22 protein-coding genes are annotated in these 25,589 nt (G+C 72.8%); 15 read left to right on the top strand and 7 right to left on the bottom strand.

Translation table 11 applies throughout. The features are described from left to right. Window positions 1-154: 154 nt before the first annotated feature. Both ABT296_RS32260 and afsR read right to left on the bottom strand, forming a co-directional pair. Window positions 155-382 (bottom strand): hypothetical protein, encoded by a 228-nt coding sequence (locus ABT296_RS32260; protein WP_351932558.1) that lies wholly within the window; start codon window positions 380-382, stop codon window positions 155-157. A 368-nt stretch (window positions 383-750) separates the two neighbouring features. After that, the gene (gene afsR, locus ABT296_RS32255; RefSeq protein ID WP_351932552.1) at window positions 751-3,702 is read right to left on the bottom strand and encodes an SARP-family global regulator AfsR; all 2,952 of its coding nucleotides are present in this window, start codon (window positions 3,700-3,702) and stop codon (window positions 751-753) included. Between the two features lie 190 nt (window positions 3,703-3,892). On the opposite strand from afsR, the gene ABT296_RS32250 reads away from it, so the two are divergent. The 6 genes from ABT296_RS32250 to ABT296_RS32225 all read left to right on the top strand — a co-directional run bounded on the left by ABT296_RS32250 (window position 3,893) and on the right by ABT296_RS32225 (window position 11,346). After that, the gene (locus ABT296_RS32250; protein ID WP_351932550.1) at window positions 3,893-5,131 is read left to right on the top strand and encodes an amidohydrolase family protein; all 1,239 of its coding nucleotides are present in this window, start codon (window positions 3,893-3,895) and stop codon (window positions 5,129-5,131) included. 13 nt (window positions 5,132-5,144) lie between these two features. Next, window positions 5,145-6,059 (top strand): TIGR03619 family F420-dependent LLM class oxidoreductase, encoded by a 915-nt coding sequence (locus ABT296_RS32245; RefSeq protein WP_351932548.1) that lies wholly within the window; start codon window positions 5,145-5,147, stop codon window positions 6,057-6,059. A gap of 16 nt (window positions 6,060-6,075) precedes the next feature. After that, window positions 6,076-6,846: an SDR family NAD(P)-dependent oxidoreductase gene (locus ABT296_RS32240; protein ID WP_351932546.1), complete on the top strand. Its 771-nt coding sequence runs from the start codon at window positions 6,076-6,078 to the stop codon at window positions 6,844-6,846. Window positions 6,847-6,940: 94 nt separating this feature from the next. Then, the gene (locus tag ABT296_RS32235) at window positions 6,941-8,059 is read left to right on the top strand and encodes an LLM class flavin-dependent oxidoreductase (RefSeq protein WP_351932544.1); all 1,119 of its coding nucleotides are present in this window, start codon (window positions 6,941-6,943) and stop codon (window positions 8,057-8,059) included. Between the two features lie 120 nt (window positions 8,060-8,179). Then, window positions 8,180-9,904: an N-acyl-D-amino-acid deacylase family protein gene (locus ABT296_RS32230; protein ID WP_351932542.1), complete on the top strand. Its 1,725-nt coding sequence runs from the start codon at window positions 8,180-8,182 to the stop codon at window positions 9,902-9,904. After that, window positions 9,901-11,346 carry an aldehyde dehydrogenase family protein gene (locus ABT296_RS32225; RefSeq protein WP_351932540.1) on the top strand — a complete coding sequence of 482 codons (1,446 nt, stop codon included), beginning with the start codon at window positions 9,901-9,903 and terminating at the stop codon, window positions 11,344-11,346. Before ABT296_RS32230 ends, ABT296_RS32225 begins: the two co-directional genes overlap by 4 nt. A gap of 12 nt (window positions 11,347-11,358) precedes the next feature. Here the strand turns inward: ABT296_RS32225 and ABT296_RS32220 are convergent, their stop codons facing one another. Continuing rightward, window positions 11,359-11,658 carry a type II toxin-antitoxin system PemK/MazF family toxin gene (locus ABT296_RS32220; protein ID WP_351932538.1) on the bottom strand — a complete coding sequence of 100 codons (300 nt, stop codon included), beginning with the start codon at window positions 11,656-11,658 and terminating at the stop codon, window positions 11,359-11,361. After that, a complete protein-coding gene (locus ABT296_RS32215) occupies window positions 11,655-11,885 on the bottom strand; it encodes a hypothetical protein (RefSeq protein ID WP_351932536.1) in 231 nt (76 codons plus the stop codon). The genes ABT296_RS32220 and ABT296_RS32215 overlap by 4 nt, the downstream gene beginning before the upstream one ends. 116 nt (window positions 11,886-12,001) lie before the next feature. On the opposite strand from ABT296_RS32215, the gene ABT296_RS32210 reads away from it, so the two are divergent. The 4 genes from ABT296_RS32210 (at window position 12,002) to ABT296_RS32195 (ending at window position 17,201) form a co-directional block, all read left to right on the top strand. After that, window positions 12,002-12,772: an endonuclease/exonuclease/phosphatase family protein gene (locus tag ABT296_RS32210; protein WP_351932534.1), complete on the top strand. Its 771-nt coding sequence runs from the start codon at window positions 12,002-12,004 to the stop codon at window positions 12,770-12,772. A gap of 84 nt (window positions 12,773-12,856) precedes the next feature. After that, a complete protein-coding gene (locus ABT296_RS32205; protein ID WP_351932532.1) occupies window positions 12,857-13,702 on the top strand; it encodes an LLM class F420-dependent oxidoreductase in 846 nt (281 codons plus the stop codon). Between the two features lie 278 nt (window positions 13,703-13,980). Beyond that, complete coding sequence (locus ABT296_RS32200) at window positions 13,981-16,566, top strand: bifunctional FO biosynthesis protein CofGH (protein WP_351932530.1); 2,586 nt, start codon at window positions 13,981-13,983, stop codon at window positions 16,564-16,566. A gap of 68 nt (window positions 16,567-16,634) precedes the next feature. Next, window positions 16,635-17,201, top strand: coding sequence for a hypothetical protein (locus ABT296_RS32195; protein ID WP_351932528.1), 567 nt, complete (start codon window positions 16,635-16,637; stop codon window positions 17,199-17,201). Window positions 17,202-17,214: 13 nt separating this feature from the next. Here ABT296_RS32195 and ABT296_RS32190 read toward each other — a convergent pair whose 3' ends face one another. Further along, complete coding sequence (locus ABT296_RS32190; protein ID WP_351932526.1) at window positions 17,215-17,712, bottom strand: DUF2165 domain-containing protein; 498 nt, start codon at window positions 17,710-17,712, stop codon at window positions 17,215-17,217. Window positions 17,713-17,802: 90 nt separating this feature from the next. On the opposite strand from ABT296_RS32190, the gene ABT296_RS32185 reads away from it, so the two are divergent. The 5 genes from ABT296_RS32185 (at window position 17,803) to ABT296_RS32165 (ending at window position 22,992) form a co-directional block, all read left to right on the top strand. Then, window positions 17,803-20,253 carry a tetratricopeptide repeat protein gene (locus tag ABT296_RS32185; RefSeq protein WP_351932524.1) on the top strand — a complete coding sequence of 817 codons (2,451 nt, stop codon included), beginning with the start codon at window positions 17,803-17,805 and terminating at the stop codon, window positions 20,251-20,253. Window positions 20,254-20,431: 178 nt separating this feature from the next. Next, a complete protein-coding gene (locus ABT296_RS32180) occupies window positions 20,432-21,547 on the top strand; it encodes an ADP-ribosylglycohydrolase family protein (RefSeq protein ID WP_351932522.1) in 1,116 nt (371 codons plus the stop codon). A gap of 48 nt (window positions 21,548-21,595) precedes the next feature. Beyond that, window positions 21,596-22,147, top strand: coding sequence for a TM2 domain-containing protein (locus ABT296_RS32175; protein WP_502977378.1), 552 nt, complete (start codon window positions 21,596-21,598; stop codon window positions 22,145-22,147). Beyond that, on the top strand, window positions 22,137-22,523 hold the full coding sequence (locus ABT296_RS32170) for a DUF2752 domain-containing protein (RefSeq protein ID WP_351932518.1): 387 nt from the start codon (window positions 22,137-22,139) through the stop codon (window positions 22,521-22,523). Before ABT296_RS32175 ends, ABT296_RS32170 begins: the two co-directional genes overlap by 11 nt. A 205-nt stretch (window positions 22,524-22,728) precedes the next feature. After that, complete coding sequence (locus tag ABT296_RS32165) at window positions 22,729-22,992, top strand: TM2 domain-containing protein (protein WP_351932516.1); 264 nt, start codon at window positions 22,729-22,731, stop codon at window positions 22,990-22,992. Between the two features lie 82 nt (window positions 22,993-23,074). On the opposite strand, the gene ABT296_RS32160 is transcribed toward ABT296_RS32165, so the two are convergent. Together ABT296_RS32160 and ABT296_RS32155 are read right to left on the bottom strand one after the other, a co-directional pair. Further along, entirely contained in the window at window positions 23,075-24,652 is a 1,578-nt protein-coding gene (locus ABT296_RS32160; protein ID WP_351932514.1) for a sodium:solute symporter family protein, read from the bottom strand. 126 nt (window positions 24,653-24,778) lie between these two features. Beyond that, a complete protein-coding gene (locus tag ABT296_RS32155) occupies window positions 24,779-25,564 on the bottom strand; it encodes an SDR family oxidoreductase (RefSeq protein ID WP_351932512.1) in 786 nt (261 codons plus the stop codon). Window positions 25,565-25,589: the final 25 nt, after the last annotated feature.

The following is a 25,589-nucleotide window of genomic DNA, read 5'->3' as shown; positions in this document are numbered from 1 at the left end:
CAAAGCCACTGTGAAACCTGGGATTTGACGGGTAATCGCGAGGTTGACGATGACTCCCACGGCCGAATCCCGCCCCCGGACACACCTCGGCCGCGGCGGCTCCCCCTCCGCGCCGCCGCGGCCGATCCCCGTGCGGGACAGGTGTGTGGGCCCGTCAGGCCGGGTTGTCGGTGGCGTGGACGTTGTCCGTGGTCGCCTCGACGGTGTCCTTGTCGGCGTCGTCGCCCAGCTTCAGCGGGTCGGCCTTCAGCTTCAGCGGCTCGCTGGTCGCGTGCACGTTCTTGGTGGTGATGGGCTCGCTGGTGGCGTGCACGTTCTCGGTGCCGGCCTCGGTCGGCTCGCCCGTCGCGTGGACGTTCTCGGTGCTCGTCTCGTCGCTCATGTCGCTGGCTCCCCTGAAGGAAAAGAACTCGTGGTTCGGAAAGGACGCGGGATCCGCCCGGCAAACTCCCCCGTGGACTGCTGGGCGGATCCCGCGGGGCCGGTTCACCCTATGGGCCCGGCCACCTGCCGTTCCGTCTGCCCCCCGACGCGACGGCCCGGCACAGCTGAGACTGCCCGGTGGCGATAAACGAACGATGAACGCCCGGACCGGAGCGCGTCCCGCCGGGGGTGTCGGACCGCCGCAGCCGGGGTCGGCGAACCCCGGACCTCAGACCCCAGGCGCCCCGGACCGCCGAGGTCGACCCGGGCCCCCGGCCCCACCGCCTCAGACCGCCGAGGTCGACCCGGGCCCCCGGCCCCACCGCCTCAGACCGTCGCCGTCGGGGTCAGCAGACCCCGGATCCCGTCCGCCTCCGCGGCGCCCAGCGTCTCGAAGATGTCGAGCGCCTCGCGCCAGCACACCTGGGCCCGGTCGAGCTGGCCGATGCCGTCCAGGGCGTGGCCGAGGACCGTCAGGACGTTCCCGCGCCGCCACTCCCCGCCGATCCCGCGCAGTTCCGTCAGCGCCAGCTCCGCCTTGGCCGCCGCCTGCGCCGGGCGCCGGGCGGCCAGGTCGACCTCGGCGAGCCGGAACAGGGTCATGCCCTCCCACAGCCGCTGTCGGCTGTCCCGGAAGACCTGGAGCGCCTGGTGGAGGCAGTCGGCCGCCTCGTTCAGCCGCCCGCTCTCGGTCAGGGCGAGCGCCAGCGCGTACCGCCCGTTGGCGCCCTTCAGCGCGTGGCCCATGTCGTCGTACATGGCCGTGCCCTGCCGGGCCAGCGCCTCCGCGCTGGAGGTGCGGGAGGTCGCCAGGTGGATGCGCGAGAGGTTGCACAGCGCGCTCGCCTCCCCCGGACGGTCCCCGAGCGCACGGAAGTTCTCGATGGCGCGGGTGAAGTGGGCCTCGCCCTCGTCGTGCCGGTTCTGGTAGAGCGCGACGACACCGCTGATGTTGGACGCCCAGCAGCCGGTGAGCGGGTCGTCCGCGGACAGGGCCAGCTCCAGCGCGTGCTGCGCCTCCTGGAGCGCGATGTCGAACCTGCTGCCGGAGATGTGGTGGACGAAGGCCAGCGCAGTCAGCGCCCGCCCCTCCGCGCGCCGGTCGCCCGCCGCCCGCGCGGCGTCCCGCAGCAGCACCGCCACCGCCTCGTACTCCTTGGAGTTGGCCCCCGACTCGGCCAGGTCGACCGCCGCCCACAGCACGTCCGCCGCGCGGCGCAGCGCCCCCGTCCCCGCGGCCTGCCGGACGCAGGCCAGCAGCGCGACCGCCTCGGAGTACAGCCAGTCCTGCGCCGCCCGCCGGCTCTCGAAGGTCAGCCCCGGGTGGCGGCTGTCCTCCAGGTGGTCGACGAGCCGGTCGCCGGGCCGCTCGATCAGATAGACCCCCGAGACCGTGGACAGGTAGAAGTCCAGCAGCCGCGACAGCGCCGCGTCCGGCTCGGTGGGCGGATGCTCGTCGCGCTCCGCGCACGCACGCGCGTAGAGCCGGACCAGATCGTGGAACCGGTAGCGTCCCGGCGCCGCCGACTCCAGCAGGGAGGTGTCCACCAGGGACTCCAGCAGGTCCTCCGTCGTCTCGGCCGGAAGATCCAGCACCGCCGCCGCGGCGGCCAGCGAGATGTCCGGGCCGTTCGCCAGCCCCAGCAGCCGGAACGCCCGTGCCTGCGCCGGTTCCAGCTGGCCGTAGCCGAGTTCGAAGGTGGCCTTGACGGCCAGGTCGCCCGCCTGGAGCTCGTCCAGGCGCCGGCGCTCGTCGGCGAGCTTCGCCGCCAGCACCGACACCGTCCAGGTGCGGCGGGCCGCCAGCCGGGACGCCGCGATCCTGATCGCCAGCGGCAGGAATCCGCACGCCGCCACCACGTCCAGCGCCGCGTCCCGCTCCGCGGCCACCCGCTCCGAGCCCACGATCCGGGTGAACAGGGCCAGCGCCTCGTCCGGCGACATCACGTCCAGGTCCACCAGGTGGGCCCCGGCCAGGTCCAGCATCCGCACCCGGGACGTGACCAGCGCCGCGCAGCCGGAGGTGCCGGGCAGCAGCGGCCGCACCTGGGCGGCGTCCCGGGCGTTGTCGAGCAGCACCAGGACCCGTCGGCCGTCCAGCACCGAGCGGTACAGCGCCGCCCTCTCCTGGAGGGAGGCGGGGATCGCCGACTCCGGCGTGCCGAGGGCCCGCAGGAAGGAGCCGAGGACCGTCTCCGGGTCCGCCGCCAGGGCGCCGGCGCCCTGGAGGTCCACGTAGAGCTGGCCGTCGGGGAAGGCGGGCCGGGCCTGGTGGGCCACGTGCACCGCGAGCGTGGTCTTGCCGACGCCGCCGATGCCGGCCAGCGCCGACACCGCCATGACCCCGCCGTCCGCCGACGCCAGCACCTCGCTCAGCTCCGACACGAAGGCCGTACGGCCGGTGAAGTCCGGCACGGTGGCGGGCAGTTGGGCGGGGCGCACGGGCACGGCCGCCGGCTCGGCGAGCGGCGCGGAGGGCTCGGCGAGCCCGGGGTCGGCGCGGAGGATGCGCTGCTGGAGTTCGCGCAGGCCCGGCCGGGGGTCCACGCCGAGTTCGTCGGCGAGCAGGCGGCGGGTGTCGGCGTAGACCGCGAGGGCCTCCGCCTGCCGGCCGCTGCGGTACAGGGCGAGCATCAGCAGTTCGCGCAGCCGCTCGCGCAGCGGGTGCGCGGCGGTGAGCGCGGTCAGCTCCGAGACGGCCTCCGCGTGGCAGCCCTGCTCCAGGTCCATGTCGAGCCGGGACTCCAGGAGTTGGAGCCGCCACTCCTCCAGGCGGACCCGCTGCGCCTCGGCGTACGGGCCGGGGACGCCCGCGAGGGGTTCGCCGTCCCACAGCCCGAGGGCCCGGTTCAGGACCTCCCGGGCGTGGCACAGGTCCCCGGTGCCGCGCGCCTTCTCCGCCTCGGTCGCCAGCTCCTGGGCCTTCGACAGGTCCAGGGCGCCGTCGTGCAGCCCGCGCACCGCGTACCCGCCGGACTCGCTCACCAGGACCCCGGGGTCCAGGATCTTGCGCAGCCGCGAGGCGTACGTGCGGACCGCCGCCAGCGCCTGGGAGGGCGGTTCCTCGCCCCACAGGGCGTCGATCAGCTCGGCCGCGGTCGCCGTGCGCCCCTCCCGCAGCAACAGGGCCGCGAGCAGCGCGCGTTGCTGCGGGGAGCCGGTGTTGAGCAGCTCCTCCGCACGCCAGGCGCGCACCGGTCCGAGCACGCCGAAGCGCAGCGCCCCCGGCTCCTGCGAGCCGCCACGCCGCTGCTCCGGCACCCGCGGTCCACCGTCCATCGCCGTCCCCCTGCAGAACGTCATGACAACCAGGCCAGTTTGCCTTGTTCCTGGCGGATGCGTCAGCCGTGCGAGACGGCGCTCACAGCCGGACGTGCGGTACACCACAAGGCCCTCACAAGCTCCGCGCACGGTTCCGCCCCGAACCCACTAGCTGACGGACCGTCAGATCGGCGCTACGGTGAGGCCCATGGAGACCAAACCGACCTTTCCCCTGATCATCTCCGTCGACGACCACACGGTGGAGCCCCCGCAGGTGTGGCAGGACCGGCTCCCGAAGAAGTACCTCGACACCGGTCCGAGGATCGTCCGCGCCCCGCTGAAGGAGATGACCTTCCTCGGCGGCCGCTTCAAGCCGGTGATGGGCACACCGGGCACCACCGACGGCCCCGTCGGCGACTGGTGGGTCTACGAGGACCTCCACCGCCCCCTCACCCGCCTCGACACCGCCGTCGGCTACGACAGGGACGAGATCAAACTGGAGGTCATCACCTACGAGCAGATGCGCGCCGGCTCCTACGACGTCCCCGCACGCCTCGCCGACATGGACGTCAACCACGTCCAGTCCGCGCTCTGCTTCCCGACCTTCCCGCGCTTCTGCGGCCAGACCTTCACCGAGGCGGGCGACCGCGAACTCGGGCTGCTCTGCATCCGCGCCTACAACGACTGGATGGTGGAGGAGTGGTGCGGCCCCGATGCGCGCGGGCGGCTCATACCCCTCACCCTCGTCCCCCTCTGGGACGCCGGGCTCGCCGCGGCCGAGGTGCGCCGCAACGCCGCCCGCGGGGTCCGCGCCGTCGCCTTCTCCGAGATACCCCCGCACCTCGGGCTGCCCTCCGTGCACACCGACGACTGGGACCCCTTCCTCGCCGCCTGCGACGAGACCGGCACGGTCGTCGCCATGCACATCGGCTCCAGCAGCCGGATGCCCTCCACCTCCGCCGACGCCCCGCCCGCCGTCGGCTCCACGATCACCTTCGCCAACTGCTGCTTCTCGATGGTCGACTGGCTGATGAGCGGCAAGTTCGAACGCTTCCCCAACCTGCGCGTCATGTACGCCGAGGGCCAGATCGGCTGGATCCCCTACATCCTGGAGCGCGCGGACGTGGTGTGGGAGGAGAACCGCGGCTGGGGCGGGGTCGCCGACAAGGTGCACCGGCCGCCGTCGGAACTCTTCGCCGAGCACGTATACGGCTGCTTCTTCGACGACGCCTTCGGACTGCGCAACCTGGACGCCATCGGCGTCGGCAACGTCCTCTACGAGACCGACTACCCGCACTCCGACTCCACCTGGCCGAAATCCCGCGAGGTCGGCGAGACCCAGATGGGGCACCTGGCCCCGGACGTCGTCGAGCGGATCGTGCGCCGCAACGCCATCGAGCTGCTCGGCCTCACCGACGACGGGCTGTGGCCCGGCCCCGGGGCCTGAGAGGAGGCCGGGCGTGTTCTACGGAATCCAGCTCCCCGTCCAGTCCCAGAGCACCCTGTACGCCGAGCCCTGGGAGGCGGCGGCCGGCCCCGGGGACCTGGTGGCGGTGGCCCGCGCGGCCGAGGCCGCGGGCTTCGACTACATCGCCTCCTGCGACCACGTCGCCGTGCCGCGCAGGCTGGCACCGGCGATGAGCACGGTCTGGTACGACCCCGTCGCCACCCTCGCCCACCTCGCCGCGGTCACCGAGCGGGTCCGGCTGCTCAGCCATGTCGCCGTGGTCGGCCTCAGACACCCGCTGGTCACCGCCAAGCAGTACGCGACCCTCGACCGCCTCAGCGGCGGCCGGCTCCTGCTCGGGGTCGGCGCCGGACACGTGGAGGAGGAGTTCACGGCGCTCGGCGTGGACTTCCGGCAGCGGGGCGCCGTGCTCGACGAGACCATCGACGCCCTGCGCGCCGCCCTCGGCCCCGAGGAGTACCCCGAACACCACGGCAAGCTCTACGACTTCGAAGGGCTCGGCCAGCTCCCCAGGCCCGCGCAGGAGCACGTCCCGCTCTGGGTCGGCGGGTCCTCGCCCGCCGCCGTGCGCCGGGCCGCCCTCAAGGGCGAGGGCTGGCTGCCGCAGGGCGATCCGCGCGAGGCGCTCCCCGCGCAGCTCGACCGCATCCGGCGCTTGCGCGAACAGGCGGGCCTGGACGGCCCCTTCACCGTCGGCGCGATCGCCGAGCCCCTCTACGTCGGCAGCCCCGGCTGGCACGTCGGGCGCCGCACGCTCACCGGCGAACCGGAGCGGCTCGCCGAGTCGCTGCGGGCCTACCGGGCGATGGGCGTGGACCAGGTCCAGGTGCGGTTCCGCAGTCGCTCCCGCAACGAACTCGTCGACCAGATAGCCGCGTTCGGGGCCGGTGTGGGCCCCCATCTGTGAGCAGAGGAGTCACCCCATGGGCAAACTGGACGGACGGGTCGTCGTCGTCACCGGCGCGGCACGCGGGCAGGGCGAGCAGGAGGCGCGGCTCTTCCGGGAGGAGGGGGCCGAGGTCGTGGTCGCCGACGTCCTCGACGAACCGGGCAAGGCCCTCGCGGAGGAGATCGGGGCGCTGTACGTCCGGCTCGACGTGGGCGAGGAGGAGGACTGGCGGTCGGCCGTCGCCACCGTGAAACGGACCCACGGACGGATCGACGGACTCGTCAACAACGCCGGGATCCTGACCTTCAACTCCCTGGTGGACACCCCGCTGGACGAGTTCATGCGGGTCGTACGGGTCAACCAGGTCGGCTGCTTCCTCGGGATCAGGACGGTCGCGCCCGAGATGGAGGACGGCGGCACGATCGTCAACACCGCCTCCTACACCGGGCTGACCGGGATGGCGGCGGTCGGGACCTACGCCGCGACCAAGCACGCGATCGTCGGGCTCACCCGGGTCGCCGCGCTGGAGCTGGCCGCGCGGGGCATCCGCGTCAACGCGATGTGCCCCGGCGCCATCGACACCGCCATGTCCAACCCGGCCCTGCTGGACCCGGAGGCGGACACCGAGGGGACCGCGCGGGCGCTGGACGGGCTCTACCGCAAGCTCGTGCCGCTCGGACGGATCGGCAGGCCCGAGGAGGTCGCCCGGCTCGCCCTCTTCCTGACCTCGCCGGACTCCTCCTACATCACCGGACAGCCCTTCGTGATCGACGGCGGCTGGCTGGCCGGCGTAGCGGTTATCTGACTGTCCGTCAGCTATTGACGCCTCATGCGGACGGTGCCACAGTCAGCGATCTGACGACCCATCAGATACATCGGACCGGGGACGGTGAACAGCCGTGGAATTCGGGCTCTTCGTACAGGGATACGTCGGCAAGCGCGCCGAGACCGATCCGCTCGCCGAGCACAAGGCGCTGATGGAGGAGACCGAGTACGTCATCCAGGCCGACCGGTCGGGCTTCAAGTACGCCTGGGCCTCCGAGCACCACTTCCTGGACGAGTACTCGCATCTGTCCGCCAACGACGTCTTCCTCGGCTACCTGGCCCACGCCACCGAGCGGATCCACCTGGGATCGGGCATCTTCAACCCGCTCGCCCAGGTCAACCACCCCGTCAAGGTCGCCGAGAAGGTCGCCATGCTCGACCACCTCTCCGGCAACCGCTTCGAGTTCGGCAGCGGCCGGGGCGCCGGCTCGCACGAGATCCTCGGCTTCCTGCCGGGCATCACCGACATGAACCACACCAAGGAGATCTGGGAGGAGACGATCGCCGAGTTCCCCCGGATGTGGCTCCAGGACGAGTACGCCGGCTTCCAGGGCAAGCACTGGTCGCTGCCGCCGCGCAAGATCCTGCCCAAGCCGTACGGGAAGTCCCACCCCGCGATGTGGTACGCCGCCGGCTCGCCGCCCTCGTACTCCATGGCCGCCCGCAAGGGGCTCGGGGTGCTGGGCTTCAGCGTGCAGAAGGTCTCCGACATGGAGTGGGTGCTGGAGCAGTACAAGACGGCGATCGTGGACGCCGAGCCGATCGGGGACTTCGTCAACGACAACGTGATGGTGACGACCACCGCGATCTGCGCGCCCACGCACGAGGAGGCGGTGCGGATCGCCGCGAGCGGCGGGCTGCACTACCTGCCCTCGCTGGTCTTCCGGTACCACGACACGTTCCCCCGGCCCGAGGGCTTTCCGGTGTGGCCGGAGACGCTGCCCGAGTACACCGAGGAGTTCGTCGAGGTCCTCATCGAGGAGGAACTGCTCATCTGCGGCGACCCGGACGAGGTCCTGCGGCAGTGCAAGCGGTGGGAGCAGGCGGGGGCGGACCAGTTGAGCTTCGGGCTGCCGGTGGGGGTGCCGAAGGAGGAGACGTTGCAGACGATCCGGCTCATCGGGGAGCACGTGATTCCGAAGATCGACACGGATCCTGTGCATCGGACCACGCGGTTCCGGAGGGGTGTCTGATCTTGGTCGGCGGGTGCGGGATCGCTGTGGCTGGTCGCGCCCACGCGGCGGAGCCGCAGATCGGCACAGCCCCGCGCCCCTGGGTAGGTCGTCGTGCCGTATGCCAGGAGGTGAAGGTCCGTGCTCGATCACGTCATCAAGGGTGCGTCTGTCGTTGATGGGACCGGTGCTCCCGCCCATGTCGCCGACGTCGGGATTCGTGAGGGGCGGGTGGCCGTCATCGCGCCCGAAGTCACCGAAGAATCCCGGTCCGTCGAGGACGGTTCCGGGCTCGTGCTCGCTCCCGGGTTCGTCGATCCGCATACGCACTACGACGCCCAGCTGTTCTGGGACCCGTACGCCACGCCCTCGCTCAACCACGGTGTCACCACCGTCGCCGGCGGGAACTGCGGGTTCACCCTCGCCCCGCTGAAGCCCGAGGACGCCGACTACACGCGGCGCATGATGTCCAAGGTCGAGGGCATGTCGCTGGTCGCGCTGGAGGAGGGCGCGCCCTGGAGCTGGCGGGGCTTCGGGGAGTACCTGGACGCCCTGGAGGGGCGGATCGCCGTCAACGCCGGGTTCATGGTGGGGCACTGCGCCCTGCGCCGGTACGTGATGGGGGAGGACGCGGTCGGCGGGCAGCCGAGCGGGGAACAGCTCGACGCCATGGTCGGGCTGCTGCACGAGGCCATGGCGGCCGGTGCCTGGGGCCTGTCCACCACCCAGTCCTCCACGCACTCCGACGGCGACGGCCGCCCGGTGGCCTCCCGGCACGCCGGCCCGGCCGAACTGCTCGCGCTGTCCCGGGCCGTCGGCGAACACGAGGGCACCCAGATCGAGGCGATCGTCGCCGGCTGCCTGGACCAGTTCAGCGACGCCGAGATCGAACTCTTCGCCGAGATGAGCGCCGCCGCCGGACGCCCCCTGAACTGGAACGTCCTCACCATCGACGCCGCCGTGCCCGAACGCGTGCCCCGGCAGCTGCTCGCGAGCGAGCGGGCCCGCAAGGCCGGCGGGCGGGTCGTCGCGCTCACCATGCCGATCCTGACCCCGATGAACATGTCCCTGGGCACGTTCTGCGCGCTGAACCTGATACCCGGCTGGGGGCCGGTGCTCGGGCTGCCCGTGCCGGAACGGATCGCCCGGCTGCGGGACCCCGCCGTCCGGACCGAACTGCTGGAGCGCGCCGCGTCCAAGGAGGCCGGCGTCTTCCGGCGGCTCGCCGACTTCGGCCGGTACGTCATCGGCGACACCTACAGCGAGGCCAACCGAGGGCTCACCGGACGCGTCGTGCGGGACATCGCCGCCGAGCGCGGCCAGGACCCCTTCGCCTGCCTGGTCGACATCTGCGCGGCCGACGAACTGCGCACCGTGCTGTGGCCGATGCCCCCGGACAACGACCCGGCGTCCTGGGAACTGCGGGCCCGGACCTGGCAGCACGAGGACGTCCTCCTCGGCGGCTCGGACGCCGGGGCGCACCTGGACCGGATGTGCGGGGCGCCGTACACCACCCGGTTCCTCGGGGACTGCCTGCGCGGGCGGAGACTCGTCGGCCTGGAGGAGGCGGTGCGGATGCTGACCGACGCTCCCGCCCGGCTGTTCGGGCTCCGGGAGCGGGGACAGGTGCGGGAGGGGTTCCATGCCGACCTGGTGCTCTTCGACCCGGAGCGGATCGACGCCGCCCCGGCCACCCTGGTGCACGACCTGCCGGGCGACAGCCCGCGGCTGGACTCCAAGGCCCTCGGCGTGCGCGCCGTGTGGGTCAACGGAGTCGAGGCGATCCGCGACGACCGGGTGACCGGCGCCGTTCCCGGCCGGGTACTGCGGTCCGGGCGCGACACCCGCACGGTGAGCACCCGGTGAGCCAGGCCCTGTTCATCGCCGGCCGGTGGACCGAGCCGGAGGGCGGTTCCTACGACGTCGTCGACCCGGCGACCGAGGGCACCGTGGGCGCGGCGCCCGAAGCCTCCCCGGACCAGGCGCGGGCCGCCTGCGCCGCGGCCCGCGAGGCACTCGGGCCCTGGTCGCGCACGGCACCCGAGGAGCGGGCCGCGATCCTGGCCCGCACCGCCGACCTCGTCCGCGAACGGCTCGTGCCCTACGCCGACCTGGCCCGGGCCGAGACCGGCGCCACCACCGGCACCGCGCGCGCCATGCAGGTCGGCGTGGCCGCCGCCCGCTTCCGGCGCTACGCCCGCGTGGAGAGCGCCGAGTGGGCGCTGCCGCCGCAGATCAACGAGGCCGGGCCGATGGGCCGGGCCGGGGTCATGGGCGCGCTCGCGGTGCGGCAGCCCGTCGGGGTCGTCGCCTGCGTCTCCTCCTACAACAACCCCTGGGCCAACGCGGCCGGGAAGATCGCGCCCGCGCTGGCGATGGGCAACACCGTGGTGGTCAAGCCCGCCCCGCAGGACCCGCTCTCCGTGTACCGGATGGCCGAGGCGCTGGAGGAGGCCGGGGTGCCGCCGGGGGTGGTCAACGTGGTCTCCGGGTCCTCGGCCGAGGTGGGGGAGGCCGTGGTCGGCTCGGCGGACGTCGACATGGTCAGCTTCACCGGCTCCACGGCGGTCGGACGGCGGATCGCCGAGGTGTGCGGGCGCGACATGAAACGGCAGCTGATGGAGCTCGGCGGGAAGGGCGCGGCGCTCGTCCTCGACGACGCCGACATCGGCTCCGCGGTGGCCGGGATCGGCACCACGTTCTCCTTCTACAGCGGCCAGATCTGCACCGCCCCGACCCGAGTACTGGCACAGCGCGCGGTCTACGGCCGGGTCGTCGAGCAACTCGCCTCCTACGCCCGCCGGTTGAAGGTGGGCGACCCGACGGAACCGGACACGGTGGTCGGGCCGGTGATCTCGGCGGCACACCGGGAACGGGTGGAGGCGTACGTCGAACTGGGCCGCAAGGAGGGCGCGGTGGTCGTGACCGGCGGCGAACGCCCGCCGCTGGAGCGGGGGTTCTACGTCGCGCCCACGCTGCTCGCCGACTGCACCAACGAGATGACGGTCGCCCGGGAGGAGATCTTCGGCCCCGTCGTCACCGTGATCCCCTTCGACGACGAGGAGGAGGGCATCGCCCTCGCCAACGACTCCGACTACGGGCTGATCGACTACGTCTGGTCGGCGGACGTGGCCCGCGCCTTCCGCGTCGCCCGGCGCCTGCGGGCGGGCGGCGTCGGCGTCAACACGGTCGGCCGGAACATGGAGGCGCCCTTCGGCGGGTTCAAGCGCAGCGGCGTCGGCCGGGACGTCGGTTCCTACGCCCTGCACGCCTACAGTGAGGTCCAGTCGATCGTCTGGCCGGGGTGAGCACGCTGTTCCCTACAGGTCGAACACGGCACGGAGGCCGATCTCCACGGCCTCCATGAGCCGCTCCTCCACGGGGCCGAGATCCCGGGTGAAGCGTGCCTCGGACAGGGTGCGGAACTCGCCGAGCACGATCGTGCCGACCGACGGCGCGTCGACCGGGATGTCGACGAGCGTGGCCTCGCGTACGTACTGCGGATAGACCAGTACGCACGTCGCGTACTTGTTCTGCGCGTTCAACGCGTCGGAGGAGATCACCAGGACGTGCACGGGAGTCCCGGCGAACGTCACCTCGTAGACATGGCCGCGCTTCACCGCCCCGCCACCCGGCCCCAGCGCGCCAGGGTCTCGTCCTCGCTCTCGTCGGAATCGCCGACCGCGGTGCGGATCCCCGCCTCGGAGCGCAGACGCGCGGACTGTTCGAGTTCCTCGGCGAGCATCTGGCGGCGCAGTATCCGGGCCGTGTACGCGGACGCGTTGCCCTTGGATCTCACGAATTCGGCCACGTCGTCGGGCAGGCTCATCGTCATGTTCACCGTCATACTGCCATCATACTGAGGGTGTGAATCAGCCGTGACGTTTCTGTTCACTCAGGCTTCCGTCTGTCGTCACCGGGGCGCCACCGCTCCTCTGGGAGTGTGGTCGCCTTGACGGTGCCATGACCGAGGGGTGGATGGCCGTGCGCGTGGTGACCTGGAACCTGTGGTGGCGTTTCGGGCCCTGGCGGGAGCGGCAGAAGGCCGTCCTGTCCGTGCTGCGGGACCTGCGGCCCGACCTGGTGGGGCTCCAGGAGGTGTGGTCGGCCGACGGGGAGAACCTCGCCGAGTGGCTCGCCGGCGAACTGGGCCTGCACTGGACCTGGGCGCCCTCCCCGGCGCCGGAACGGTGGCGGCGGCGGATCGGGGACCCGTCCGCGGACATCGGCAACGCGGTCCTGAGCCGCTGGCCGGTACGGGAGCGGGCCGTGCTGCGGCTGCCCGTGCCCGCCGAACTCGACGACGGGCGGCTCGCCCTGTACGCCCGGACGGGACCGGTGTCCTTCCTCACCGCGCACCTGACCTCGGCGCCCCACGCCACGGCCGTACGGGCCCGACAGGCGTCCGCGTTGGCCGAGTTCGCCCGCCGCGACGGCCCCGTGATCGTCACCGGCGACTTCAACGCCGAACCCGGCTCACCCGAACTGCGCCCCCTCGCCGACGGCTTCCGCGACGCCTGGGCCGAGTCGGGCACCACCGCGGACGCGGCGACCTGGGACTGGCACCCCGAACTCCCCTACCGGCAAAAGGCGTTGCCGGAGCCGGTACGGATCGACCACATCCGGCTCGCCGGCCCGGTGACCGCACGCGCGGCGCACCGGGCCGGCGACCGCCCGGTGGACGGCACCTGGCCCTCCGACCACGCGGCCGTCGTCGCCGACGTGGACTGCTAGGGCCCGTCGTCGGCCGGGAAGCCCACCCCACAATCCCGACCAGTCGGTATCGACTTCTCGCACCGCTCCCGGTACAGATGGGGGATGCGCCTCTCCGTCACGATCTTCCTCACCGACGAGACGATCACCCCGGTCCGGCTCGCCCGCGAGCTGGAACAGCGCGGGTTCGCCGGGCTGTACCTGCCCGAGCACACCCACATCCCCGTCGAGCGCACCACCCCCTACCCGGCCGGCGGCGACCTGCCGCCCGAGTACGGCCGCACCCTCGACCCCTTCGTCGCCCTCGGGCAGGCCGCCGCCGTGACCGAACGGCTGGGCCTGGGCACCGGCATCACGCTGGTCGCCCAGCACGACCCGGTCGCCCTGGCCAAGCAGATCGCCACCCTCGACCACCTCTCCGACGGCCGGTTCACCCTCGGCCTCGGCTTCGGCTGGAACGTGGAGGAGGCCGACGACCACGGTGTCGCCTGGCGCACCCGGCGCGAACTCGTCCGCGACCGGATGGCGTTGATGCGCGCCCTGTGGTCGGAGGAACCGACCGCGTACCAGGGCGAGTTCGGGAGCGTCCGGGCGTCGTACGCCCACCCCAAGCCGGCCCAGAAGCCGCGCGGACCGGTCAGCGGCCCGCGCACCCTGATCGGAGGGGCCGCGGGCCCCAAGCTGTTCTCCCACGTCTGCGACTACGCCGACGGCTGGATGCCCATCGGCGGCCGAGGCCTGACCGAAACCCTCCCAGCGCTCCGCACCACCTGGACCGAAGCGGGCCGCGACCCCGCAGCCCTCCAGGTCGTCCCGTACGCCGTCTACCCGACCCCCGGGAAACTGGCGCACTACGCAGACCTGGGAATCAACGAGGTCGTCGCCCAACTACCCCCAGCAGGCGAAACAGAGGTACTACGAGCCCTGGACGCATACGCCGAGTACCTCTGAACGAGCTGCGGCTGCTGGACGCATTCACCGAGCGCCTATGAACAAGGGCGGACCAAACCCCCTAGGGGCGCGGGACCGTATCGAACATGCGGCTCCGCCGCGTGGGCGCGACCAGCCACAACGCACCCGCACCCGAAACCCACCCCCCGGGCGCGGGCCTGTGTCGATATGCGGCTCCGCCGCGTGGGCGCGAAAACCCACACCGCACCCGCACCCGGCAACGCACCCCCACCCCCGACCCCCTCCGCCCCCAAATCCCCCGAACGTATGCTCAAGGAATGACGATTTCCGCGACCTCTGGAACCGGCCCCACCGAGAACTCCATGCGTCGCGCCCTCAAACGAGCCCGCGACGGAGTCGCCCTCGACACCGCCGAGGCCGCCGTGCTGCTCCAGGCCCGCGGCGAGGCCCTCACCGACCTCGCCGCGTCCGCCGCCCGGGTCCGGGACGCCGGTCTCGCCCAGGCCGGCCGCCCCGGCGTCATCACCTACTCCAAGAGCGTCTTCGTCCCGCTCACCCGGCTCTGCCGGGACAAGTGCCACTACTGCACCTTCGTCACCGTCCCCGGCAAGCTCCGCCGCGCCGGACACGGGATGTTCATGTCCCCCGACGAGGTCCTCGACATCGCCCGCAAGGGCGCCGCCCTGGGCTGCAAGGAAGCCCTCATCACCCTCGGCGACAAGCCCGAGGACCGCTGGCCGGAGGCCCGCGAGTGGCTGGACGCGCACGGCTACGACGACACCATCGCCTACGTCCGCGCCATCTCGATCCGGATCCTGGAGGAGACGGGCCTGCTGCCCCACCTCAACCCCGGCGTCATGACCTGGACCGACTTCCAGCGGCTCAAGCCCGTCGCGCCCTCCATGGGCATGATGCTGGAGACCACGGCCACCCGGCTCTGGTCCGAGCCCGGCGGCCCCCACCACGGCTCCCCGGACAAGGAACCGGCCGTGCGCCTGCGCGTGCTGGAGGACGCGGGCCGCTCCTCCGTGCCCTTCACCTCCGGCATCCTGATCGGCATCGGCGAGACCTACGAGGAGCGTGCCGAGTCCCTCTTCGCGCTGCGCAAGATCTCCCGCGCCTACCACGGCATACAGGAACTGATCATCCAGAACTTCCGCGCCAAGCCGGACACGGCGATGCGCGGCATGCCCGACGCCGAACTGGACGAACTGGTCGCCACGGTGGCCGTCGCCCGGCACCTGATGGGCCCGGCGGCCTGCCTCCAGGCCCCGCCGAACCTCGTGGACTCCGAGTACGAGCGGCTCATCGGCGCCGGCATCGACGACTGGGGCGGGGTGTCCCCGCTGACCATCGACCACGTCAACCCCGAACGCCCCTGGCCGCAGATCGAGGAACTCGCCGAGCGCTCCCGGGCGGCCGGCTTCGAACTGCGCGAACGCCTCTGCGTCTACCCGGAGTTCGTCCGCCGCGGTGAGCCCTGGCTGGACCCCCGGCTGCGTCCGCACGTCGCGGCGCTGGCCGACCCGCACACCGGGCTCGCCCTCCCGGACGCGGTCGTCGAGGGGCACCCCTGGCAGGAGCCGGAGGAGGCGTTCGAGGCGTCGGGCCGCACCGACCTGCACACCGCGATCGACACCGAGGGCCGCACCGCCGACCGCCGCGACGACTTCGACGAGGTGTACGGCGACTGGGGCGCCCTCCGCGAGGCGGCCGCCCCCGGCATGGTGCCCGAGCGCATCGACACCGACGTCCGCCAGGCCCTCGCGACCGCCGCCGACGACCCGACGAAGCTCACCGACGACGAGGCGCTGGCCCTGCTGCACGCCGACGGTCCCGCGCTGGACGCGCTGACCCGGATCGCCGACGACGTCCGCCGGGCCGCCGTGGGCGACGACGTGACGTACATCGTCACCAGGAACATCAACTTCACCAACGTCTGCTACACGGGCTGCCGGTTCTGCGCGTTCGCGCAGCGCCGCACCGACGCGGACGCGTACACGCTCTCGCTGGAGCAGGTCGCCGACCGGGCCCAGCAGGCGTGGGACGTCGGCGCGGTCGAGGTCTGCATGCAGGGCGGCATCCACCCCGACCTGCCGGGGACGGCGTACTTCGACATCGCGCGGGCGGTGAAGGCCCGGGTGCCCGGCATGCACGTGCACGCCTTCTCCCCGATGGAGGTCGTCAACGGCGCGACCCGCACCGGCCTGTCCGTCCGGGAGTGGCTGACGGCGGCGAAGGAGGCGGGCCTGGACTCGATCCCCGGCACCGCCGCGGAGATCCTCGACGACGAGGTCCGCTGGGTCCTGACCAAGGGCAAGCTGCCCACCGCCACCTGGATCGAGGTGATCACGACCGCCCACGAGCTGGGCATCCGCTCCTCCTCGACGATGATGTACGGCCATGTCGACCAGCCGCGCCACTGGCTCGGCCACTTCCGCACGCTGGCCGGCATCCAGCGGCGCACCGGCGGCTTCACCGAGTTCGTGACCCTGCCCTTCATCCACACCAACGCGCCCGTGTACCTGGCCGGCATCGCCCGCCCGGGCCCGACCGTCCGGGACAACCGGGCGGTGACGGCGATGGCCCGGCTGCTGCTGCACCCGTGGATCCCCAACATCCAGACCAGCTGGGTCAAGCTCGGCGCCGAGGGCGCGGCCGAGATGCTGCGCTCGGGCGCCAACGACCTGGGCGGCACGCTGATGGAGGAGACGATCTCCCGGATGGCGGGCTCCTCCTACGGCTCCTACAAGTCGGTGCGGGACCTCGTCGCGGTCGCCGAGGCGGCCGGCCGCCCGGCCCGGCCCCGGACCACCCTCTACGGAGAGGTCCCCGAGGAGCGGCGGAGCGCGGCGGCGGCGTCGGACGGGCACCTGCCCGAGCTGCTGCCGGTGCTGGACTGAGAGCGGGACGCCCAGGAGCTGGCAGTACGATGATCCGACCCTGTCGGTGAGCTGAGGAGAACCTTGCCGTGCCTGCCCGAATACCGTCCTGGGCCTGGGTGACCGGTCTGACCGCGGGGGCTCTCGTCGCGGTCGTCGTCCTGGCCGTCCAGGCCGACCGGGGCACGCGGCCCACCGCCGTGACCGAGCGGCCGAGCGCCACCGCCCCGGCCACCGCCACGCCGGCGCCCACCGAGTCGGCCGCCCGTCCGGCCAAGGTCCCCGACGGCTCCGGCTCCGGCCGCCGGATCGTGTACTCGCTCGACGAGCGGCGGGTGTGGCTGGTCGACGCCAGTGACTCCGCCCGCCGTACGTTCGTGGTGTGGCCGGGCACCGTCGACCCCGACCCGGGCCGCTACACCGTCGGCACCCGCACGGAGGCGACCACCGGCTCGGACGGCGTGGAGATCGAGCACGTCGTGTACTTCGCGGCGAAGTCCGGCGTGAACATCGCCTTCTCCAACGCCGTGGACGGCTCCTCGCCGCCGCCCCCCGCCGAGGACGCCACCACGGGCGGGGTCCGGATGCGGGCGGGCGACGGCTCGGCCCTGTGGAAGTTCGGGACGGCGGGCACGCCTGTGACGGTCGTGAAGTAGACGACCGGCCCGGTCAGGCGTCCCGGGTGCCCGGAAGGTGGTTGACCAGCAGCACCAGGCCGCTGAAGAGGAAGACCCGGGTGGCGGCGTCCAGCCCGTTCCAGTCCCCGGACTGCCACATGGCGAACCACTCGCCGCCGATCGCGATGAACCCGGCGCCGAACAGCAGCATCACCATGAGCAGTCCGTAGGTGGACCAGCGCCGGGCGCCGCGGTCGCCCTCGCGGGCCCACAGCCAGGTGCCGTAGACCAGGACGAGCGCGGCGACGGTCTCCCAGACGATGATCGCGACGTACGCCGCGTCCTGAAGTCCCTTGCTGGTGACGGCTCTCCACATCAGGTCGTCGTCCTTGAACGTGGTGTCCATCGCCAGGACGTGCCGTACGAACTGCTGGTTCGTACCGAAGTCGGTGATGTTCCCGAAGGCGACGAGCGCCATGTAGAGGGCGACGCTCGCGGTGAGCAGGGTCGCGGTGAGGCGGAGTGCGCCGGGTGGGGGTGTCGAGGCCATGACGGCCATCTTCCCCGGGCCGGGGCCGTGTGATCCAGATCGATTGAGCCAGAATGGAGCGCGGACCGGCCGGACTGGAGGGACGCACGCATGACGCAGGCGGAACCGTCGTTGCAGGAGCTGATCCAGCGGCGCGCACGGACGGCGTTCGTGGGCCGGGAGAGCGAACGCGCCCTGTTCGTGGGGAACTTCGACATCCCGGCGACCGACCCGCGGCACCGCTTCCGCTTCCACGTGCACGGCGGCGCCGGGGTCGGCAAGACCTTCCTGCTCCGCGAGCTGGGCCAACTGGCGCGTGAGCGCGGCGCTTTGACCGCCCGGGTCGACGAGAACGCGGCGAGCGTGCCCGAGGCGCTGGAGGCGATGTGCCGTCAGTTCCGCGATCAGGGGCGGCGGTTGAAGGAACTGGAGCGACGGCTGGCGCTGTACCGGGAGCGGCGTCACGAGGCGGAGGCCGCCGCGCTCGCCCTCCTCGCCGCCGAGGAGGAGGCGCCGTCGGAGGGCGGCCGGGCGGCGGTGGAACTCGGCCTGGGCCTGCTGGACGCGGCCGTGCCGGGCGCCTCCCTCGTCACCCGCGCGGTACCCGTGGACCGGCTCGCGCGCAACGCGGACCGGCTGCGCGCCGGACTCGGCGCCCGCTTCCGCTCCCCCGAGGACGTCGACCTGGTGCTCGCCCCGGAGCGCGCCCTCACCCCCGTCCTCCTCGACGAACTGCGCGCCGCCGCCTCCGCGTTCGACTGGATCGTCCTCTTCCTCGACACCTACGAACGCACCGGCCCCTTCCTCGACCCCTGGCTCCACTCCGTCCTCACCCGCCCCGAGGAGTACGGCGACCTGCCCTCGGCCGTCGTCGTGGTCACCGCCGGACAGCACCCCCTGGACAGCGCCCGCTGGAGCGGCCTGGAACCGGCGACCGTGCTGCCCCTGGAACCGTTCACCGACGCCGAGGCCCGCGGCCTGCTCGCCGCGCGCGGCGTCGTCGCCGAACCGGTGGTCGAGGAGGTCCTCCGGCTCACCGGCGGACTCCCGGTCCTGGTCTCCACGCTGGCCGAGGCCCGACCGGCCGGCCTGGACGAGATCGGCGACCCCAGTGCGAGCGCCGTCGAACGGTTCCTGCGCTGGGAGCCCGACCGGCGCCGCCGCCGGGTCGCCCTGGCCTGCGCCCTGCCCCGCCGGCTCGACGCGGACGTCCTGCGCGCCCTCGTCGAGTGCGACGAGGACGAGGCCGACGAACTGTACGACTGGCTGCGCTCCCTGCCCTTCGTCACCGAGCACGACGGACGCCTCCGCTACCACGACGTCGTCCGCGCGCCGATGCTGCGTCGCGAACGCCGGCGCTCCCCGCGCGGCTGGGCCCGGCGCCAGCACGCGCTCGCCGAGGCGTTCGGGGCGTGGCGCGCCGAGACCGAGGCGGGCCGGACCCCGGACGAGCTGTGGGCGGACGAGGAGTGGCGGGAGCTGCGCCTCGCGGAGTCCTACCACCGGCTGTGCGGGCGGCAGGCACCGGCGGAGGTGCTGCGGGACTTCGCCGCCGCCTGCGACGCCGGGGACGCCACGGCGGCCCGGTGGGCGGGGGCACTGGCGGACGCCGGCGCGGACGCGGAGGCGGGGGAGGCCGCCCGCTGGGGCGCAGAGCTGGGCGGGGCGCTGGCCGAGGGCGGTACGGCGGCGGCGCTGGGCCGGCTGCTGCGCGGCGCCCGCCTGGACGCCGGCGCCGAGGCTCGCGCCCGTACCGTACGCGGCGGCGCGCTGCGGGACTCGGGTGCGCACCGGGAGGCCCTCGCCGAGTTCGGCCGGGCCGTCGCCCTCGACCCCGGCGACCCCCGCGCCCACCGGGGCCGGGCCCGTACCCACGCCGAACTCGGCGACTACGAGGCCGCCGTGGCCGACCTCGACCGGGCGCTCGCCCTGACCCCGGACGACGCCCGCTGGAGCGCGGTGCGCGGCGAGTACCACCGCATCCTCGGCCACCACGACGAAGCCGTACGGGACCTCGGCCACGCCATCGGCCTGGACCCCGCGCTCGACTTCGCCTGGGCCTCCCGGGGCGCCACCCGGCTGCGCGCCGGCGACCCCGAGGCGGCGCTGGCCGACCTCGACCGGGCACTGGAACTGAACCCCGACTACACCTGGGCGCTCGCTCGCCGGGCCCGGGTGTGGCGGGCGCTGGGCGAGAGCGAACGGCAACTCGCCGACCTGGACCGGGCGCTCACCGTGGACCCCGACTGGGCCTGGGGGCTCTGCGAGCGCGGGGACGCCCTGCGCGCCGCCGGCCGCGGCCCCGAGTCCCTGGCGGACCTCGACCGGGCGCTGGCCCTGGACCCGGAGTACTCCTCGGCACGGGCCAGCCGCGGCGCCACCCTCGCCCAACTGGGCCGCCACGAGGAGGCGCTGGCCGACCTGGACCGCGTACTGGCGGCCCGCCCGGACTACACCTGGGCCCGCGCACAGCGAGCCCTGGTCCACCGAGCCCTGGGCTCATCCACCCGGGTCGCAGCGGACGAAGCGGGAACAGCAGCCCCCCACCACCCACCCCGGTAACCGTCCCGCCCGGCCCTCCGCCCCGCCCCCGGAACGAACCCCCCGATCGATGAGCGATACCGATCAATTCATGACCACTGCCGCACCCCACGCATACGTCACCTGACCCCGAACCGACCTTTCCCGTTCGATTACAGTGCTGAGCTCTACGCACGGACGGAGCCCCGGGGAGGTCTGGATGGGTGCGACAGCCGGTGCCGTCTGGGGCCGCTCCGAACAGCAGGACTTCCGCGGCAGGGTGCGCGGCACCATGCTCGGCGTGGCCGTCGGCGACGCGCTCGGCGCGCCCGTGAACGCCCTGAGCCTCGCGGAGATCAGGGCCGCCCACGGCGCCGAGGGACTGACCGACCTGGGCGTCGCCTACGGGCGCCGCGGCGCGGTCACCCACCTCACCCAGCTCAGCCTCTTCTCCGTCGACGGGCTCATCCGGGCGCAGGTCCGGCGGGACACCGGGGCCTGGCACCCGCCGACCGACCTGCACCGGGCGTACCTGCGCTGGGCGGCCACCCAGCGCGACTGGGGCCCGGACGAGCGGCGCAAGGACGCCGGCTGGCTGGCCCGGGAGGAGTGGCTCTACGCCCGGCGCGACCCCGCGCGGTCGCTGCTGCTCGGACTCGGCGACGAGACCATGGGCACGCCGGAGGCGCCGAAGAACCCGGGCGAGGCCGGACCGGAGGCGGCGGCCCGCTCGGCGCCGTTCGGGCTGCTGGTCGGCTGGGAGCCGCAACTGGTGGCGCAGCTGGCCGTCGAGTGCGCGGCCCAGACGCACGGCCACCCGGTCGCCTCCCTCACGGCGGGCGCGTACGCGGTGATCGTGCACGGGCTGGCCTGCGGCGAGAGCCTCGACGGCGCGGTGCAGCGGTCGCTGGCGCTGCTGGCGGCCCGCCCCGGACACCAGCCCGTCTCGGACGCGCTCCAGCACGCGCTCGGCGCGGTCCGGCAGGGCATGCCCACACCGGACCGGGTGGCGGAGCTGGCGGGCCCCGGGACCGCGGAGCGCCTGCTGGCGGTGGCCGTGTACTGCGCCCTGGTGGGCGAGGACGTCCGGCACGGCCTGTGTCTGGCGGTCAACCACGACGGCCCCTCCGGTGCGGCGGGCGCCCTCACCGGCGGGCTGCTCGGCGCCCTGCACGGCGAGACGGCCCTCCCGCCGGCCTGGCTGGCCGAACTGGAGGGCCGCCCCACGGTCCTGGAACTCGCCGACGACTTCGCCATGGAGATGACCCAGGGCCCGGCCCTGCACGGACCCGCGGGCTCCTCCCCGGGCTGGCTGGCCCGGTACCCGAGGGCCTGACCGGCTTTACCCCCGGTCGACGTCTGCTGCAAGATGACCTGATCACGCATGTGTCCCATCGGGGGAGAGAACCAGGTGTCCGAGCAAGACCAGCCGCAGCAAGGCCAGCAGCCGCCCCAGCCGGGATACGGCTACCCGGGCGCCCCTCCGGCCGGCGGCCCCCAGCAGCAGGGCCAGCAGCCGGGATACGGCTACCCCGGCGGCCCGCAGCAGGGCCAGCAGCCCCCCGGCGGCTACCAGCAGCCGGGCTACGGATACCAGGGGTACCCGCCCCCCGGCGGCTACCCCGGCGCCGTCCCCCCCGGCAGCTACCCCGGCGCCGTCCCGCCCGGCAGCTTCACCGGCGACCCCTACGCCCCCTACGGCTACGACCCCCTCGGCCGCCCCTACTCCGACAAGTCCAAGATCGTCGCCGGTGTGCTCCAGTTCGTGCTCGGCACCCTCGGCGTCGGACGCTTCTACATAGGCCACGTAGGCATGGGCCTCGGCCAGTTGTTCACCTGCGGCGGCCTCGGCATCTGGGCGCTGATCGACGGCATCATCCTGCTCACCAGCAACGAGACCACCGACTCCAACGGCCGAGTGCTGCGTGGCGGCTGACGCGACGAAGGCCGCACCCCTCGCCGTCCTCGCGGCGGGGGCGGCCGGTGCCGCGTACCTCTACACCACCGACCCGCACGAACCCGGACACCTGCTGCCGCAGTGCCCGTTCCGCTGGGCGACGGGCCTGCTCTGCCCCGCCTGCGGGGGGACCCGCATGGTGTACGACCTGATGCACGGTCACTTCGCGCAGGCGTGGCTGGACAACCGACTCCTGCTGCTCACCGCCCCGTTCGCCCTCGCGCTGCTGGCCCGCTGGACCTGGGAGGGCCTGCGCGGCCGCCGCTGGGGACCCCGCTTCGGCCGGCGTACGCAGTACGCGATCCTCGCCACCGCCGTCGTGTGGACCGTGGCCCGCAATCTCGTCGCGCCCTGACCCGGGCTTCTGATCACGGAACCGGAACGATCTTTTCGCAGGTATCCCGCCGGGCCTCGTGATCTCTTTATGCTCACCCCTCACAGGGGGAACAGCCGCGTGCCGCGTCAAGCGTGCCGAGGCATCGACGCATGACGTACGTACCTCCTGCCCATGTGGACATTCCGTTCCGAAGTCTCACGCAAAAGCATCAGGAGCAGTACTCATGACCGTCCCCACTCCCCAGGCCCCTTACGGCGTCGACCCGCTCGGCCGCCCCTACTCCGACAAGTCCAAGGTCGTGGCGGGGCTTCTCCAGATCTTCCTCGGCACCCTCGGCATAGGACGTTTCTACGTCGGTTCCGTCGGCGTGGGCGTGGCCCAGCTCCTCACCTGCGGCGGCCTCGGCATCTGGGCGCTGATCGACGGCATCATCTTCCTCACCAGCAACGACCGCACCGACAAGCAGGGCCGCGTGCTGCGCGGCTGACCCGGACGGCCACGGCGATGGCCCCGCGACCCCGTGAAGCCGGGGAAGCGGGGCCATCGCCGTACGCGGACAGCCCGTTGCCTCAGTCCTTGACCCGCGTCACCACCACGTCCTCCGTCCCGTCCGCCGGCCGCGGCACCGGCACCGCGGCGGCCGCGCCGTCGTCGTCGGAGTTGATCCGGTCGATGATCGCCAGCCGCTCCGGGGTGTCCTCCGGCTTCAGGAAGCCGATCAGGATGTAGAGGACCAGCGACACGGCCAGCGGCACCGACACCTGGTACTGCAGCGGCACCCCGGCGTCGACGTTCCAGTGGATCGGGTAGTTCACCAGCCAGAAGGCCAGCAGACCCATCGACCAGCTGGTGAGCGCCGCGGTCGGACCGGAGCGGCGGAAGGGCCGCAGCAGGCCCAGCATCATCGGGATCGCCATCGGGCCCATCAGACCGGCCACCCACTTGATCACCACGGTGATGATGTCTCCGAAGGTCGGCGAGTTGACCTGGGTCGCCGCCGCCATCGACAGGCCGAGGAAGACCACCGTGGCGACCCGCGCCACCCGCAGCCCCTGCCCCTCGCTCCAGGCCCGTGCCCGGCGCCAGATCACCGGGGCGCAGTCCCGGGTGAAGACGGCCGCGATGGCGTTGGCGTCGGAGGAGCACATCGCCATGGTGTGGGAGAAGAAGCCGACGATGACCAGGCCCAGCAGACCGTGCGGCAGCAGCTGTTCCGTCATCAGGCCGTAGGAGTCCGAGCCGTCCGGCTTCTGCGACTCGACCAGCAGCGGCGACATCCACATCGGGAAGAACAGCACCAGCGGCCAGATCAGCCACAGCGCCGCCGACAGCCGCGCCGACCGCTCCGCCTCCTTGGCGTTCGGGGTCGCCATGTAGCGCTGCGCCTGGTTGAGCATGCCGCCGTTGTACTCGAACAGCTTGATGAACAGGAACGCCAGCAGGAAGACCGTGCCGTACGGCCCCACCAGCGGTTCGCCGTGCCCCTGGAGCTCCGGCTCGTCCCAGGCGCCGAAGAACCCGATGCCCTTGTCGTCCAGTTCCACGACCACGGCGACGAACATCGCGACACCGGCGAGCAGTTGGATCACGAACTGGCCCAGCTCGGTGAGCGCGTCCGCCCACAGTCCGCCGATCGTGCAGTAGACGGCCGTGATGGAACCGGTGATCAGGATGCCCTGGTTCAGGGAGATCCCGGTGAACACCGACAGCAGCGTGGCGATCGCCGCCCACTTCGCGCCCACGTCCACGATCTTCAGCAGCATCCCGGACCAGGCCAGCGCCTGCTGCGTCTTCAGGTCGTACCGGTTCTTCAGGTACTCCAGCGGCGAGGCGACGTGCAGCCGGGAGCGCAGCCGGTTGATCCGCGGGGCGAACAGCTTCGACCCGATGGCGATGCCCAGGGCGATCGGGAACGACCAGGTGACGAACGAGGTCACGCCGTAGGTGTAGGCGATGCCCGCGTAGCCCGTGAACATCACCGCGCTGTAGCCGGACATGTGGTGCGAGATGCCGGAGAGCCACCAGGGCATCTTCCCGCCGGCGGTGAAGAAGTCGCTCACGTTGTCGACGCGTTTGTGCGACCAGATGCCGATCGCCACCATCACGCCGAAATAGCCGATGAGCACGGCCCAGTCGAGACCGTTCATGTGCGCCCTCCCAGGGTTCAGCCCGGCGCTCATCGTGGGCGCTGCCTCGTGGACACGACAAGCTGGCGTAAGGTCAAAGGGAGGTAAAAGTATTCGCGATGATGGTTCTGGTTTATGTATGTGAACTCATCGCATCAGCTCCCCCGCGTTGACCAGCAACGACTGTCCGGTGATCGATTTCGAGCGGTCCGACACCAGGAACGCGGCCGCGTCGGCCACATCCGCGTCCGTGGCCAGCTCCGGCAGCGCCATCCGGTCCGAGAGCCGCTTGCGGACCACCGCCGGGTCGACCCCCTCCGACTCCGCGGTGAACCGCACGTACGCCTGCACCGGCGGCCCCCACATCCACCCCGGCAGCACGGTGTTGACCCGGATCCGGTGCGGCCCGAGCTCCCGCGCCAGCGAGTACATGGCGCTGGTCAGCGCCCCCTTGGAGGCGGCGTACGCGGCCTGCCGCACCTGCGAGGGCGCCGCCACCGCCGACTGCGTGCCGATGAACACCACCGAGCCGCCCCGCTCCCTCAGCGCCGGCAGACAGGCCCGGGTCATCCGCAGCGACCCCAGCAGGTTGACGTCGAGCACCGACTGCCAGGTGGCGAAGTCCGCGTCCGCCAGCCCCCCGAAGTGGCTGTCCAGCGCGGCCACGTGCACCACCGCGTCGATCCGCCCGAACCGCTCCACCGCCAGCCCCGCCAACTCCTCGCACCGCCCCTCGTCGGTGATGTCCGTCGTCCGGTACGCGGTGTGCGCCCCGTCCGGGTCGATCGCCCGCGCGCTCCTGGCCAGCGCGGCCCCGGTCCGTGCCCCGAGCACCGCGTTCCCCCCGTCCCGCACCACCGCAGCCGCCACCTGGTGCCCCAGCCCCGGCCCGACCCCCGACACGACCACGGTCCTGCCCGCCAACGGTGACATCCCGACCCCTCCCGACCCTGGCGCT

The sequence above is a fragment of the Streptomyces sp. NPDC000983 genome, from assembly GCF_040299205.1.
Lineage (GTDB): Bacteria > Actinomycetota > Actinomycetes > Streptomycetales > Streptomycetaceae > Streptomyces.
This window is presented reverse-complemented; position numbering and strand designations above follow the sequence as displayed.

Coding starts and splice junctions, on each gene's coding strand:
- ABT296_RS32180 (WP_351932522.1), top strand. CDS start 20,432: ATGGGTGCGACAGCCGGTGCCGTCTGGGGCCGCTCCGAACAGCAGGAC.
- ABT296_RS32175 (WP_502977378.1), top strand. CDS start 21,596: ATGTGTCCCATCGGGGGAGAGAACCAGGTGTCCGAGCAAGACCAGCCG.
- ABT296_RS32190 (WP_351932526.1), bottom strand. CDS start 17,712: ATGGCCTCGACACCCCCACCCGGCGCACTCCGCCTCACCGCGACCCTG.
- ABT296_RS32200 (WP_351932530.1), top strand. CDS start 13,981: ATGACGATTTCCGCGACCTCTGGAACCGGCCCCACCGAGAACTCCATG.
- ABT296_RS32240 (WP_351932546.1), top strand. CDS start 6,076: ATGGGCAAACTGGACGGACGGGTCGTCGTCGTCACCGGCGCGGCACGC.
- ABT296_RS32160 (WP_351932514.1), bottom strand. CDS start 24,652: ATGAACGGTCTCGACTGGGCCGTGCTCATCGGCTATTTCGGCGTGATG.
- ABT296_RS32155 (WP_351932512.1), bottom strand. CDS start 25,564: ATGTCACCGTTGGCGGGCAGGACCGTGGTCGTGTCGGGGGTCGGGCCG.
- ABT296_RS32205 (WP_351932532.1), top strand. CDS start 12,857: ATGCGCCTCTCCGTCACGATCTTCCTCACCGACGAGACGATCACCCCG.
- ABT296_RS32210 (WP_351932534.1), top strand. CDS start 12,002: ATGACCGAGGGGTGGATGGCCGTGCGCGTGGTGACCTGGAACCTGTGG.
- ABT296_RS32250 (WP_351932550.1), top strand. CDS start 3,893: ATGGAGACCAAACCGACCTTTCCCCTGATCATCTCCGTCGACGACCAC.
- ABT296_RS32215 (WP_351932536.1), bottom strand. CDS start 11,885: ATGACGGTGAACATGACGATGAGCCTGCCCGACGACGTGGCCGAATTC.
- afsR (WP_351932552.1), bottom strand. CDS start 3,702: ATGGACGGTGGACCGCGGGTGCCGGAGCAGCGGCGTGGCGGCTCGCAG.
- ABT296_RS32185 (WP_351932524.1), top strand. CDS start 17,803: ATGACGCAGGCGGAACCGTCGTTGCAGGAGCTGATCCAGCGGCGCGCA.
- ABT296_RS32165 (WP_351932516.1), top strand. CDS start 22,729: ATGACCGTCCCCACTCCCCAGGCCCCTTACGGCGTCGACCCGCTCGGC.
- ABT296_RS32260 (WP_351932558.1), bottom strand. CDS start 382: ATGAGCGACGAGACGAGCACCGAGAACGTCCACGCGACGGGCGAGCCG.